The following is a 12,645-nucleotide window of genomic DNA, read 5'->3' on the forward strand; positions in this document are numbered from 1 at the left end:
GTGGGGAGAAGTGGGGAGGCCGGTGGAGGTGCCGGTGGAGCAGGATGGGGAGGACGGTGGGGCGACCCGGTGGAGCGCAGTGGGGAGGCTGGTGGAGGTCCCGCCTCGGCGCCGGGGCGGATCTGCCGGCAGGCCCATCGCGGCGTCTGAGAGCGAACCGTGTGGAGGGTGGGTGGCGTTTAGGGAAGAATGGGGGCCATGTCGACCAGCCAAGATGGAACACGGACCAACTCCGCGATCGGTGCCGAGCACATCGAGTGGGTGCAGCAGCTGACCTCACGGGCCCGGACGGCGATGAATGCCGTCCTCGAGGGCAAGGACGAGGCCGTCGGCCTGTCCCTCATCGCGCTCCTCGCCGGGGGGCACATCCTCCTCGAGGACGTTCCCGGGGTCGGCAAGACCCTGCTCGCCAAGGCGATGGGGAAGGTCGTCGACGGCACGGTCCGGCGCATCCAGTTCACGCCCGACCTCCTGCCCACCGACGTCGTCGGGGTCAACCTGTTCAATCAGGAGACCCGCCACTTCGAGTTCCGGCAGGGACCGGTCTTCGCGAACATCGTCATCGCCGACGAGATCAACCGCGCCTCGCCGAAGACCCAGTCGGCGATGCTCGAGTGCATGGCCGAGAGCCAGGCGACCATCGACGGCACGACCTATCCGATGCCCTCTCCTTTCATCGTCGTCGCGACGCAGAACCCGATCGACATGGAGGGCACGTACGCCCTGCCCGAGGCGCAGCGGGACCGGTTCATGATCCGGGTCTCGCTCGGCTACCCCCGCACGGGTGACGAGGTCGACCTGCTCGACAACCAGATCGCCCACGATCCCCTCGGCAGCGCGCAGCCGGTGTCGAACCTCGAGCAGATCTCCCAGGCCCGCGACATCGTCCGCCACGTCAGCGCGAGCCGGCAGCTGCGCGAGTACATCGTCGCGGTCCTCGACGCCACGCGCAACGATCAGGCGATCGTCCTCGGCTGCTCCCCGCGCGGGGGCGTGCACCTCCTCCGGGCGGCGAAGGCCCGGGCGGCCCTCTCCGGTCGGACATACGTCACCCCGGACGACATCCAGTCACTGGCGCCGTACGTCCTCGCGCACCGGATCATCCCCCGTGACGGCGATGACGCCGAGCTCGCGGCGGACCTCATCGGACGCGTCATCGGTCGCGTTCCCGTGTCGGCCCAGTGACCGCATGCGACTGAGCACCTCGGGAATCATCTTCGTCCTCACGGGGGCCGCGCTCATCGTCGCGGCCTACCGGTTCGCCCTGCCCGGGCTGCTGCCGGCGGGAGTGCTGCTGCTGGCGCTCGTGGCGCTGTCGGCGCTCCTCATCGCCTGGGGCACGAGACGGGTGTCCGTGACGGTGGAGACGACTCTGCCCGAGGTCGCCCTGCCGCAGTCGACCACGCGGTACCCGCTGGCCCCGGAGGGCAAGGAGGTCGAGCTCGAGGCGCTCATCGTCAACACGGGCCGGCTGGCACTTCCCGCCTCGACGATCGACTTCGTCGCCGCCGACGGGTTCGGCGAATCCACCCTCGGCGAGGTTCCCGCGCTCGCGCACGGCCAGGGACAGCGGGTGCTCACCTCGTTCACCCCGAACCGGCGCGGGCTCAGCGGCCTCGAGTCGGTGCTCATCACGGTCGCCGGTCCGTTCGGGCTCGTGACGACGAAGAAGAAGGTCCTCGACGGCTGGCCGGTGGCCGTGGCGGTGCCGACCCTGGGCGCGCGGATCCCCGCCGACTCGACGATCAGGCCGGCCCGCCTCGACGAGGGCCGGATCCGCTCCGGGCACACCACCCGGGACTTCCACACCCGCGAGTACGTGCCCGGCGACGATCTGCGCCACGTGCACTGGCCGACGACGGCGAAGTCCGGCGAGCTCATGGTCCGCCACGAGGCCGAGGAGGAGACCCTCCACGCGCTCGTCGTCGTCGACCTCGAGGGCCCCGACGACCATCCCGATGAGAAGGAGACCGAGTTCCTGCTCGCCGCCGCCGCGGCCGCGTCGATCGCCTTCCTCCGGGCCGACTACGAGGTGTTCGCCGTCGCTCCGGGGCACCAGGTGAGATTCCGGGGAACCCGCGACATCGACCGCCTCCGACTGCTCACCGCGCTCGTCGACCCGGGCCCGGTGGAGCTTCCCGCCCATGACAACCCCAACCATGTCGTCATCTGCGCCGCCGATGAGGCCCGCGCCGAGGCGATGGCGGCACACTTCTCCAAGCGGGTGACGGTGACGATCCGCAGCCTCGGCGAGATCGACGACATGACGATGCTGGGACTGAGCGAGGACCTGCCCGAGTCGTGGACGGCCTTCGACGCGAAGCGAGGGAGACGATGAATCCCGACACCAGAGCCCCCGCGTGGCTCGAAGCGGTCGCGGTGTTCGCGGCCATGTCCTTGACCGCCGTCGGGCTGTCGGCGGTGTTCGCCGACTACGACTGGCTGCCTCCGGTGCTGCTGGCCGTGTTCCTCGTCGTCGCCGTCGGCGCGGTCTTCCGCGGCGTTCCGGCGCTGCGGGCCAGCGGCACCGCCGTCATCGCCCAATGCGTCGTCGGGCTGCTCGCGGTGCTCGTCCTGTGCGTGCCGTCGACCCTGGCTCTCGGCGTCGTCCCGACCGGCCGCTCCTTCATCGGCGTCATCGACCTGCTCTCGACGGGCGTCAGCGACCTCTACGCCACGACTCCCCCGGCGCCGAGCACCCCCGGCTTCACCGGGATGCTCGTCATCGCCTTCACCCTCATCACGATCCTCATCGACGGCCTGGTCGCGGATCTGCGCGCCCCCAAGGTCAGCGGAGTGCTCCTGCTCGTGCTGTGGATGATCCCGGTGTTCTTCGCCCCCGCGCAGGTCATGTGGTGGCACGTCGCCGCGGTGCTCGCCGCGTTCCTGCTCCTCATGCTCAGCCCCTACTTCCCCTCGACGAGGTGGCGCGGCGGTCTGACGGCGCTCGTGGCCGGGACCATCGCGGTCGTCATCGGCCTCGGGGTCCCGACGCTCCTGCCGCAGGTGCCGACCATCGAGAACCGCGCGTCGGGCAACCAGGCGGACCTCACCGTGACGAATCCGTTCCTCGATCTCCGGGCCGACCTCGGCAACCGCGACGACACCGTGCTCTTCGACTACACGACGACGGCCGAGAACCCGTCCCCTATCCGGCTGACGTCGATCGACTCGTTCGACGGGCAGACCTGGGCGCCCACCCCGTTCGCTCTCGATCCCTTCGCGATCGCCGCCGAGGGCCTGCCCTGGCCGCAGGGGCTGCCGCGGGACGCGAACCACAGCGAGGAGCGCATCGACGTCTCCATCGGCGAGTACGACCAGCAGTATCTGCCGACCCCGTACGCCCCGCAGCAGCCGGCCGGCCTCGACCGGCGCTGGATCTACGACGAGGAGTCGCTGACGATCGTCGGCAACGGCGAGCGCACCGCAGGGCTCGAGTACTCGATGGACTACCTGTCCGTCGAGCCGACCGCCGAGGCGCTGCGGTCGGCCTCTCCCGTTGACGCAGGCGAGTTCGAGACCGAGCTCGAGGTTCCCGCCAGCCTCCCGCAGAGCGTGCGGGACACGGCGGACGAGGTCACCGCGGGCGCGAGCAACCAGTGGGAGGCGGCCGTCCTCCTCCAGGCGTACTTTCGCAGCGGCGAGTTCGAGTACTCCCTCGATGCGCCCGAGAAGGCCAGCGGGGATGCGATCTCCGACTTCCTCGTCGACAAGAAAGGCTACTGCGTCCAGTTCTCGTCGGCGATGACGATCATGGCCCGGACGATGGGCATCCCGGCCCGGATCGGCGTCGGCTTCGCCAGCGGCGACAGGTCCGGCGACGAGTACCAGGTGAGCATGCAGGATTCGCATGCCTGGCCCGAGCTCTACTTCGAAGGGGTCGGCTGGGTGCGGTTCGAGCCCACCCCGGGAGGACCGGCCGGCGCTCCCCCGCAGTGGTCGGTCGCCAGCGGTGAGGGTGAGGAGTCGGAGGAGAGCGAGGAGACCGCCGCCCCGACAGAGGAGCCGAGCGAATCGGGCACCGAGTCCCCGGCCCCGGAATCCGCGGCACCGTCCGAGGAGCCGACGACCGCCGCCGTCGAGGCGACGGGCGCCGGCTACCGCCCCTACCTGTGGTCGGGGCTCATCGCCGTGGCCGTGATCCTGCTGCTCGCGGTGCCCGCCCTCTGGCGGCTGCTCCTGCGGCGCAGGCGGCTTCGCGAACCGGTCGACCTCGAGGAGGTGTGGAGGGAGATCCGAGCGCTGGCGACCGACTACGGGCAGAGCCTCGACCCGAGCCGGACCCTGCGCCACAACGAGCTCGTGCTCGCCGGGAAGGCGGCCGCGGCCGGTGCGAGTGATGCAGCGATGGGTGCCGGTGGTGCCGGTTCCGATCCGGGTGGTGCGACCGCGGTCGGCGCGGGTCCCGCGAACGGACCGAGTGCCTCCGGTCCTGCGGGCGAGGTCAGCGCTGCCGGCGTGGGAGCTTCCCCGGCGGGTGCCGGTTCGGGTGCGCCTGCGTCCGACGAGTTCGCCGCCCTGCGCAGCCCCGTCCCGACCCTGGTCAGGCCCCACGGGGACACTGCCCTGGCGTCATTCATCGACGCCCTCGAGGCGAAGCGCTACGGTTCCCGTGACGAGGAGTTCGGTTCGGCCGAGGCCCACGCCGTCGCCGACGAGGTCCGCACCTCGCTGTCCGAGAATGCGACCCCGGGGAGCCGGATCTCCGCGGTCGTGTGGCCCGCGAGCATATTCAACGCCCCCAGATGACCGGACAGTTCGCGGCACGTCCCGGACGCGGCGCCTGAACCGCGCTGCGGCACCGCCGGGACCTGAGCGCGCCGGGAACCACTGCGGCACCGTCCGGACCTGAGCGCGCCGGGAACCGAGTCTCGGGGACGCGGCGCACGAGGGCCGTTTCGTTCACATTCGATGCAGTCGTTCAGATTTGAATCTGAACGACTGCATCGAACGTGAACAAGACGCCTCACCCCGACCGGGCACCCCACCTCACCCCGACTCTGGCATCCCGACTCATCGCGGCCGCGCCGGAGCGGATACAGGAAAGCGCCCTCCGTGAGGAGGACGCTTGCTGAGATGCCCTGGTGGTGCTGGGAGTCATTCGCCGCGCTGGCGCTTCTCCCATCGATCCTCGATCCGGTTCATGAACCCGGACGGCCCCTTGGGCTGCGGAGTCGGTCCGGCGGCCGGCCGCTCGTTCCTCACCGCTGCTCCGCCGGTGTGCGGGCGGCTGAGCGCCCAGTACATTCCGGCGACCATGAGGCCGAACCCGACGACGCCGAGCGCGATCCAGAGGCCGTGATGCGTGACCATCGTGATCGCGAAGATGGCTGCGGCGAGGCCGACCAGGGCGAGCAGAATTCCCACCACGAATCGCCTCGCGGAGAATCCCGGGCTGCTCACGGCGGCCTGAGTCTCCGAGATGTTGCGTGCGAAACGTGGGTCCTCACTGCGCAGCTGCTTCTCCAACTGATCGAGCAGCTGCTGTTCGTGATCGGAGAGTGGCATCTCGAACCCCCGTTTCGTACGTGTTGACTGGTCCCTCAATCATAGTCTCTGAACACTGAAAAAACATCTTGAGGACGGCGGGATCAACCTGATTCCCACGCCGTCCCCAGGCGGAACGGACGGACGGGACGAAGTCTTGGAAACGGCTTGGAGGCTAATCGTCGGAGGCGGGTCTTCTCAGCAGAGAGGCTTGTGAGATCGCAGCCGTTCCGAACTTCCTCCGCACGTCGTCGAGCGCCATCTCCGCCTCGCGGTTCGACCGCTCGGGCTCGTCGAGGCGCGCCTGCCTGCCGCTGACGGAGAAGTCCATGAGTCCCGCCGCTCTCACTCCGAGCAGGCGCACGCCCTTGGCCCTCGACTCCCGCAGCGACCGCAGAGCCGGACGCAGCGCCTCGTAGATCTCGATCGCGAGGTCGGTGGGTGCGCTCAGGGTCACCGACCGCGACAGCGTCGTGAAGTCCGAGAGCCGGTACTTGAGTCCGAGGCTCGTCGCGACCTTGCCCTCGGCCCGGACCCGGTGGGCGACCTTGTCGGCGAGGCGCAGCAGCTCGTGCTCGAGCTCCTCGACATCCCAGACGTCGGAGCCGAAGGTGTGCTCGGCGCTGATCGACCGTTCCTTCGTCTGCCGGTCCCACCCGTGCACGTCCCTGCCGTGCGCGCTCAGCCACAGGTGGTGCCCGTGCGCACCGAACACCCGCCCCACCCAGTGCTCGTCGAGGGCGGCGAGGTCGCCGATCGTGCGGATCCCGTACTTCGCGAATCCCTCCTGAGTCTTCTCCCCCACCCCGGGCAGCGCCTCGATCGGCATCGGGTCGAGGAAGGCCCGCGTCGAGGACAGGGGCACGAGGAGCTGGCCGGCGGGCTTCGCGCGGGCGGAGGCGAGCTTCGCGACGACCCTGCTGCCGGCGATGCCGACGGAGGCGCTGAGCCCGGTCGTCTCGGCGATCCTCTCCCGCAGCATGGAGGTGATCCGGACGGGCGACCCGAGCCGCCGCACCGCACCGGAGACGTCGATGTACGCTTCGTCGACGCTGACCTGGTGGACGTCGGGAGTCACCTCGGCGACGAGATCGAACACCCGGCGCGAGTAGGACGAGTAGAGACCGTGGGAGGGAGGGATCACCTCGGCGATCGGGCACAGTCCGATCGCACGGGCCATCGGCATCGCGGCGTGGACCCCGAACTCACGGGCCTCGTAGCTGGCGGAGACGACGACCCCGCGCCCCGATCGTCCGCCGACGATGACGGGCCGTCCGGTGAGCTCGGGCCGGGTGAGGAGCTCGACGGACACGAAGAACGAGTCCATGTCGAGGTGGAGCATCGTGGCACCGGCATCGTCCGTGCCCAGCCGCGTGAGGTCGCCGCCGGAGCGGGCGAGCTGCTTCCGACTCATTCCGTGCGCACCCCCATCGCCCTCTTTCGGCCCTGTCTCCGGGGCCGGGTAGTCTGGGTGTCATGGTATCGCGCACCACTGTCATGACATTGCCGCTCGCCCTCGGCCTGCTCCTCGCCGGCTGCTCGGCCCCTGCCGAGGACCAGGCGAGCGAGTCCCCGTCCGTCGCCCCCACCGCCGAGGCGACCGCAGAGCCGACCGCGCAGCCCTCCCAGGGCGAGGCGGGCTCCGAGGAGGACCCCGCCGACACCTCGACCGCGGTCGAGGATCTTCCGGACTACCTCAAGACCTACCCCGATGCGACGGTGCTCTCCAGCACCCGCGAGAAGGCCGAGGCGTCCGCGGACGCCGAGGCGCTCGACCAGGTGAGCCTCGTGATGTCGGCGACGGCCGAAGCGGACGACATCTTCAGGTTCTACGCCGAGGCGCTCGAGAAGGCCGGATTCGAGACCTACGGCGACGAGGTGAAGACCGACGACGCCCGGGTCGTCAACTTCCGTCACAAGGACAACGACGGACTGCTCGTCGTCACCATCAGCAAGGATCCCGCGGATGACGCGAACTCGATCGTGACGGTCGGCGGGACCGTCGTTCCATGACCTCCCCGCGTCCGGCGCCCGAGGGCATCCCGACGCTCGACGGCTCACCGGCGTCCGAGACCGCGTCCGAGGACCAGGCGGGTCCCAGCGACCCGCAGTCGCCTGCCCCCGGCGCCCCTCAGTCGCCCGCACCCGGCGATCCTGCGTCTCCCGGCAGCGAACGGACTCCCGCTCCCGGCGTCGACGCGCTCGACTCCCCGGAGTCGATCGCCGCCGAGGTGAGCGCGGCCATCCGCGCGTTCCTCGAGTCCAAGGACGCGGAGTTCCGGGCGATCTCCCCCGATGCCGAGGACATCTCGAGTGCGCTCGTCGACTTCACGGCCGGAGGCAAGAGGATCCGTCCAGTGCTGCTGTGGTGGGGGTACCAGTTGGCCGCCGGTGCCGGCTTCGACCGCGAGGACGTGGCTGACGCCCTCGCCCGGGCGGCGGGCTCGCTCGAGCTGCTCCATGCCGCGGCGCTCATCCACGATGACGTCATCGACCACTCCGACACCCGGCGTGGCCGTCCCGCCCTGCACCGGCAGTTCGCCGGACGCCACGCCGATCTGGGTCTGCGCGGCGACGCCGACTCCTTCGGGATCTCGGTCGCGATCGTCATCGGCGACATCTGCCTGGCCCTGAGCGAGGAGCTCTTCGAGTCCGCGCAGGTGTCCCTGGGAACCCCGGAGTCGGCTCGCGCCCTGCGGGCGCAGCTGCGTCGCGATGTCATGGTCGGGCAGTTCCTTGACGTCCGCGCCGAGGTGATGCCGCTCGACGACGATCGCCTCGCCGAGCGTGCGTGGGAGGTGCTCAGCTTCAAGTCGGCGAAGTACTCGGTCGAACAGCCGCTCCTCCTCGGCGCGGCCCTGGCCGGGGCCGACGGCGCGCTCCTTGAGGAGATCTCCCGGTTCGGCCTCCCCCTGGGTCAGGCGTTCCAGCTGCGCGACGACGTGCTCGGCGTCTTCGGCGACCCGAGCGCGACGGGCAAGCCCGCGGGAGACGACATCCGCGAGGGCAAGCGCACGGTCCTCATCGCGGAGAGCATGAAGAGCCTGAGCTCCGCCGACATCGACGTCCTCTCCGCCCGCCTCGGCGATCCCGGTCTCACCGACGCCGAGGTGAGGGAGACGATGGAGATGCTCACCTCGGGTCTGCAGGCGGTCGAGTCCGCGATCGGGGACAAGTACGCGCAGTCGGTCGCGGTGCTCGACGAGTGGGCGCAGACCGGCGGGCGGATCGGTCCGCGGGCGCTCGCGCAGCTGACCGATTTCGCCCATGCGCTGAGCTTCCGGCAGAGCTGAAGCGGACGCCGCGGCCCCGCCTCAGAACGCCAGCGCCTGGGCCCTGCGCCTGACCTCCTTGCGATTGCCCGCCCGGAGGAGGTCGATGGGGCGGCCGGGCAGCGAGTCGTCGGGAGTGAAGAGCCAGTCGATGGCCTCCTTGTCGCTGAACCCGGCGTCGCGCAGAGTGCTCAGGGTGCCCTTGAGGGGAGTGAGCACCGCCCCGTCGACGAAGAAGGCGGTCGGGACCCTCATCACCTTCGGGTCGCCGTGCTTGTAGCCGCAGATGGCGCCGTCCTCGAGAAGCCGGCGCACCTGGGTGAAGCCCATTCCGGTCGATTCGGCGATCTCTGGCAGTGTGGCCCAGTCCTGGACCAGTTCTTCGGTATTCACAGTCCCAGCCTAGCAATCGCGCACCGCGCCTCACACGCGCTCGGTGGTCGCGGACACGAAAAAACACGCCGCCATGCGGAGTCGAATGCCGAGTGACTCGTGCGGCTCTCGATAACCTGGAGTGTGACGCTTCCCCATCCGATTGAGTTCAACAGGTGACAGATGACTAGCACGCGACGGAACCCTCAGATGCCCATCACCGCGGCCCCTGACATCCGTGCTGCCTCGAGGGTGAACTCGACGGGACCGATCCCCGGCCTCGATGACGGGCCCGTCCACCGCGACGATTCCGACACCGGCACCGCCGACACAGGCACCGCCGGCCCGCACGCCGTGGGACCGGACGCCGCCTCCGACTCCGACCCTCACACCACCGACCTCGGCACCGCCGACCCTGTCGCTTCCGGGGCCGCCGAGGCCTCGCCGGCCCATGCGCGCACCGGCACAGGACACCGCCGGGCCGCGGGGCAGTCCGCGGGCCCGAGCTGGATCTCCGGCACCGCCTCGGAGCCCGTGCCCGTCACCCACGGGGGCCGGACCTACAAGGTCAAGCAGGGCGACACGCTCTACGCGGTGGCGAGCAGGCACGGGGTCTCGGTGCCGGCGCTCGCCGAGCTCAACCGGATCTCCCCGCGGCAGAACCTGCAACAGGGTCAGGTCCTGTCCCTGCCGGAGAAGAACGAGCTGCCCGACACGGACCCCTCGCACGTCGTGGCCCGCGGCGAGACGCTCGCCGGCATCGCCGCCCGGCACGGGGTCTCCCCCGGCGCGCTGCGTCGCGCCAACTCGATGGGCGAGTCCTCATTCATCACCGTCGGCGAGCTGCTGCTGCTCCGCGATTCGACCGCACGCCGGCACCGTCCGCAGGTCTCGGCTCCCGCCGACCTCCCGCGCCTCGCGACGAGCGCGCAGACCCACGACGTGGCCCCCGAGGTTCTCCACGCGGCCCGGCTCAACAAGCGCACGCTGCTGGGGCGCCGGCATCCGGCTCCCGCGCAGGCCCGCCTGCTCGTGGCCCGCATCGCCGAGGACCTCGGTGCCGAACCGGAGCTCATGCAGGCGGTCGCCGCACAGGAGTCGGGCTTCCAGCACACCACCGTCTCCCCGGGGAACGCGATCGGGATCATGCAGGTGACCCCCCGCTCCGGCCGGTGGGCCAGCGACATCGCCGGACGCCCCCTCGACCTGCTCGACATCGCCGACAACATCGTCGCCGGCACGGTCATCCTCGGCTGGCTCATCGAGACCGCGGAGTCCGAGACCGAGGCCCTGGCCGGGTACTACCAGGACCTGCGCTCGGTCCGGGCCGATGGGGTCCTGCCCGAGACCAAGGCGTTCGTCCGTGCCGTCCAACTGCAGAGGCAGAGACTCAAGGAGGCGCTGTGAGCACTCGCACGGACCCACTCATCGGCGTCGTGCTCAACGAGCGCTACCGCATCGACGCCAAGATCGCCCGCGGCGGCATGGCCATGGTCTACCGCGGCACCGACCTGCGCCTCGACCGCGAGATCGCGATCAAGGTCATGCACGAGCACCTGATCAACGACGAGACCTTCGTCGAGCGCTTCCGGCGCGAGGCCATCAACGCCGGCCGGCTCACCCACCCGAACCTCGTCGCCATCCACGACCAGGCCCGCGACGGCGACATCGTCTACCTCGTCATGGAGTACCTGCCCTCGGTGACCCTGCGCCGCGAACTCAAGCACCGCGGCACGTTCACCCCGCGCCAGGCGATCGTCGTCCTCGACGCGATCCTCGCCGCCCTCGAGGCCGTGCACTCGACGGGGATCATCCACCGCGACCTCAAGCCCGACAACGTCCTCCTCGGCATCGACGGTCAGGTCAAGCTCGCGGACTTCGGGCTGGCCCGCGCGGTGACGACGGCCACGACGACGAAGACCCTCATCGGCACGGTGGGCTACGTCGCGCCCGAACTGGTCACCCGCACCGGCGCCGATGCCCGCACGGACCTCTACACCGTCGGCATCATGTTCTACGAGATGCTCACGGGCATGCAGCCCTACACCGACGACGTGCCGATCCAGGTCGCCTACCGCCACGTCCACGACACCGTCCCCCCGCCGTCCGAGCAGGTCCCCGGCCTGAGCCCGCGACTCGACGCCCTGGTCCTGTGGGCGACGTCGAAGGATCCGGCGGACCGTCCCGACGATGCCGCGCAGTTCCGTCACGCCCTCGCCGAGGCGCGCGCCGAGATGTCCGACGCCGACCTCGATCTCGGCGCTCCTGAGGTCGAGGCCGGTGAGCACGCTCCCGCCCTGACCGCGAGCATCGACCTCGGCACCGACGCGCCCAAGGAGAAGCGGTCCCGGACCGACGAGATCCCCTACCTCGAGGACGATGAGGAGGGCCCCGCCGAGGCGAGCGGCGACGCAGTGCCCGAGGCGGACGACCGCGGGGCGAGCGATTCCGAGTCGGACGCGAAGTCATCGGCCGCCGCGGATGGAGCAGTCGGCTCGTCGGCGCGTTCCGCCGGCGGTCTCTCAGCCGCCGCGAAGCAGACCGATTCGCGCGGGACGAGGGAGGACGATTCCGAGGAGGCCGCAGGCTCCGCTGCTGCCGCCTCGGTGTCCTCCGCCTCGGCGGTCCCGACATCCGTGGCCTCGGCGAAGGGCGCGGGGACCCGGCGCCGCCGGTTGGCGACCACCGTCGCCGCAGGGGTCGTCGTCCTCGCCCTCCTCGCGTGGATGATCGTCGCCAACCTGCCCGCCCCCGCGGCGATCGTCCCGGGCGAGCTGGCGGGCAAGCAGGCCTCGGTGGTGACCTCGCAGCTCGAGGACACGGGCCTGACACCGCAGACCAAGGAGGTCTTCGACGACTCGGTTCCGGCCGGAGTCGTCATCGGCACCGACCCGGTGGCCGGTTCCGAGCTGGCGCCGGAATCGAACGTCACCGTCGTCGTGTCGAAGGGCGAGCAGCTCTTCCGCGTGCCGGAGCTCGCGGGGCTCGGCGCCGACGACGCGAAGGCCGCGATCGAGAAGGCCGGGCTCGCCGTCGGTGAGGTGACGACCGAGCACAGCGACGAGGTGAAGAAGAATGTCGTCATCTCGGCCTCGGAGAAGCCCGATGCGGAGCTCACCGGCGGCACGACGATCGACCTCGTCGTCTCCAAGGGACCCGCGCCGATCCCCGTCCCCGACGTCGAGGGGCTCAGCTACGACGCGGCCTTCGCCACCCTGACCAAGCGCGGATTCCGGGTGGGCAGGGAAGAGGTGTTCTCCGACACCGTGCCCAAGGGCGACGTCGTCTTCCAGTGGCCGAAGAGCACCGAGGCCAAGCCCTACGACTCCCTCGTCATCGTCCGCGTCTCCAAGGGCAAGGAGAAGAAGGACGAGCCCAAGGACGACGAGAAGAAGGACGAGAAGAAGAAGGACGACGAGAAGAACTGAGTCCGAGCACGACGAAGGCCTGCACGCGAACGTGCAGGCCTTCGTCGTGCGAGGCGCACTGACCCTCGGTCACCGATCCGGCGGCC

The 12,645-nt window shown here is 70.3% G+C and carries 10 protein-coding genes; 7 read left to right on the forward strand and 3 right to left on the reverse strand.

The window, feature by feature from the left end:
• The first annotated feature begins 198 nt into the window (after nucleotides 1-198).
• From DFO65_RS16205 to DFO65_RS16215, 3 genes are read left to right on the forward strand one after another with little or no spacing between them, the layout of a single operon-like run.
• Complete coding sequence (locus tag DFO65_RS16205) at nucleotides 199-1,185, forward strand: AAA family ATPase (protein ID WP_113905491.1); 987 nt, start codon at nucleotides 199-201, stop codon at nucleotides 1,183-1,185.
• 4 nt (nucleotides 1,186-1,189) lie between these two features.
• Nucleotides 1,190-2,338: a DUF58 domain-containing protein gene (locus DFO65_RS16210; protein ID WP_113905492.1), complete on the forward strand. Its 1,149-nt coding sequence runs from the start codon at nucleotides 1,190-1,192 to the stop codon at nucleotides 2,336-2,338.
• Nucleotides 2,335-4,749 (forward strand): transglutaminase TgpA family protein, encoded by a 2,415-nt coding sequence (locus DFO65_RS16215; protein WP_113905493.1) that lies wholly within the window; start codon nucleotides 2,335-2,337, stop codon nucleotides 4,747-4,749. Before DFO65_RS16210 ends, DFO65_RS16215 begins: the two co-directional genes overlap by 4 nt.
• A gap of 348 nt (nucleotides 4,750-5,097) precedes the next feature.
• On the opposite strand, the gene DFO65_RS16220 is transcribed toward DFO65_RS16215, so the two are convergent.
• Together DFO65_RS16220 and dinB are read right to left on the reverse strand one after the other, a co-directional pair.
• A complete protein-coding gene (locus DFO65_RS16220) occupies nucleotides 5,098-5,508 on the reverse strand; it encodes a DUF3040 domain-containing protein (protein ID WP_113905494.1) in 411 nt (136 codons plus the stop codon).
• A 154-nt stretch (nucleotides 5,509-5,662) separates the two neighbouring features.
• Nucleotides 5,663-6,901 (reverse strand): DNA polymerase IV, encoded by a 1,239-nt coding sequence (dinB, locus tag DFO65_RS16225; protein ID WP_113905495.1) that lies wholly within the window; start codon nucleotides 6,899-6,901, stop codon nucleotides 5,663-5,665.
• 62 nt (nucleotides 6,902-6,963) lie between these two features.
• Here dinB and DFO65_RS16230 point away from each other — a divergent pair, with 62 nt between their 5' ends.
• Together DFO65_RS16230 and DFO65_RS16235 are read left to right on the forward strand one after the other, a co-directional pair.
• Nucleotides 6,964-7,500 carry a hypothetical protein gene (locus DFO65_RS16230; protein WP_245940836.1) on the forward strand — a complete coding sequence of 179 codons (537 nt, stop codon included), beginning with the start codon at nucleotides 6,964-6,966 and terminating at the stop codon, nucleotides 7,498-7,500.
• A complete protein-coding gene (locus tag DFO65_RS16235) occupies nucleotides 7,497-8,780 on the forward strand; it encodes a polyprenyl synthetase family protein (RefSeq protein WP_113905497.1) in 1,284 nt (427 codons plus the stop codon). Before DFO65_RS16230 ends, DFO65_RS16235 begins: the two co-directional genes overlap by 4 nt.
• Before the next feature lie 21 nt (nucleotides 8,781-8,801).
• Here DFO65_RS16235 and DFO65_RS16240 read toward each other — a convergent pair whose 3' ends face one another.
• A complete protein-coding gene (locus DFO65_RS16240; protein WP_113905498.1) occupies nucleotides 8,802-9,152 on the reverse strand; it encodes an Rv2175c family DNA-binding protein in 351 nt (116 codons plus the stop codon).
• A gap of 189 nt (nucleotides 9,153-9,341) precedes the next feature.
• On the opposite strand from DFO65_RS16240, the gene DFO65_RS16245 reads away from it, so the two are divergent.
• A complete protein-coding gene (locus DFO65_RS16245; protein WP_245940837.1) occupies nucleotides 9,342-10,538 on the forward strand; it encodes a lytic transglycosylase in 1,197 nt (398 codons plus the stop codon).
• Nucleotides 10,535-12,559: a protein kinase domain-containing protein gene (locus tag DFO65_RS16250; RefSeq protein ID WP_113905500.1), complete on the forward strand. Its 2,025-nt coding sequence runs from the start codon at nucleotides 10,535-10,537 to the stop codon at nucleotides 12,557-12,559. Before DFO65_RS16245 ends, DFO65_RS16250 begins: the two co-directional genes overlap by 4 nt.
• The last annotated feature ends 86 nt before the right edge of the window (nucleotides 12,560-12,645 follow it).

This window comes from Brevibacterium sanguinis (assembly GCF_003315415.1).
Lineage (GTDB): Bacteria > Actinomycetota > Actinomycetes > Actinomycetales > Brevibacteriaceae > Brevibacterium > Brevibacterium celere_A.

Bases quoted from the DNA above. Each gene is read 5' to 3' on its own strand.
- DFO65_RS16215 (WP_113905493.1), top strand. From the start codon at position 2,335: ATGAATCCCGACACCAGAGCCCCCGCGTGGCTCGAAGCGGTCGCGGTG.
- DFO65_RS16210 (WP_113905492.1), top strand. From the start codon at position 1,190: ATGCGACTGAGCACCTCGGGAATCATCTTCGTCCTCACGGGGGCCGCG.
- DFO65_RS16230 (WP_245940836.1), top strand. From the start codon at position 6,964: ATGGTATCGCGCACCACTGTCATGACATTGCCGCTCGCCCTCGGCCTG.
- DFO65_RS16245 (WP_245940837.1), top strand. From the start codon at position 9,342: ATGCCCATCACCGCGGCCCCTGACATCCGTGCTGCCTCGAGGGTGAAC.
- DFO65_RS16220 (WP_113905494.1), bottom strand. From the start codon at position 5,508: ATGCCACTCTCCGATCACGAACAGCAGCTGCTCGATCAGTTGGAGAAG.
- DFO65_RS16235 (WP_113905497.1), top strand. From the start codon at position 7,497: ATGACCTCCCCGCGTCCGGCGCCCGAGGGCATCCCGACGCTCGACGGC.
- dinB (WP_113905495.1), bottom strand. From the start codon at position 6,901: ATGAGTCGGAAGCAGCTCGCCCGCTCCGGCGGCGACCTCACGCGGCTG.
- DFO65_RS16205 (WP_113905491.1), top strand. From the start codon at position 199: ATGTCGACCAGCCAAGATGGAACACGGACCAACTCCGCGATCGGTGCC.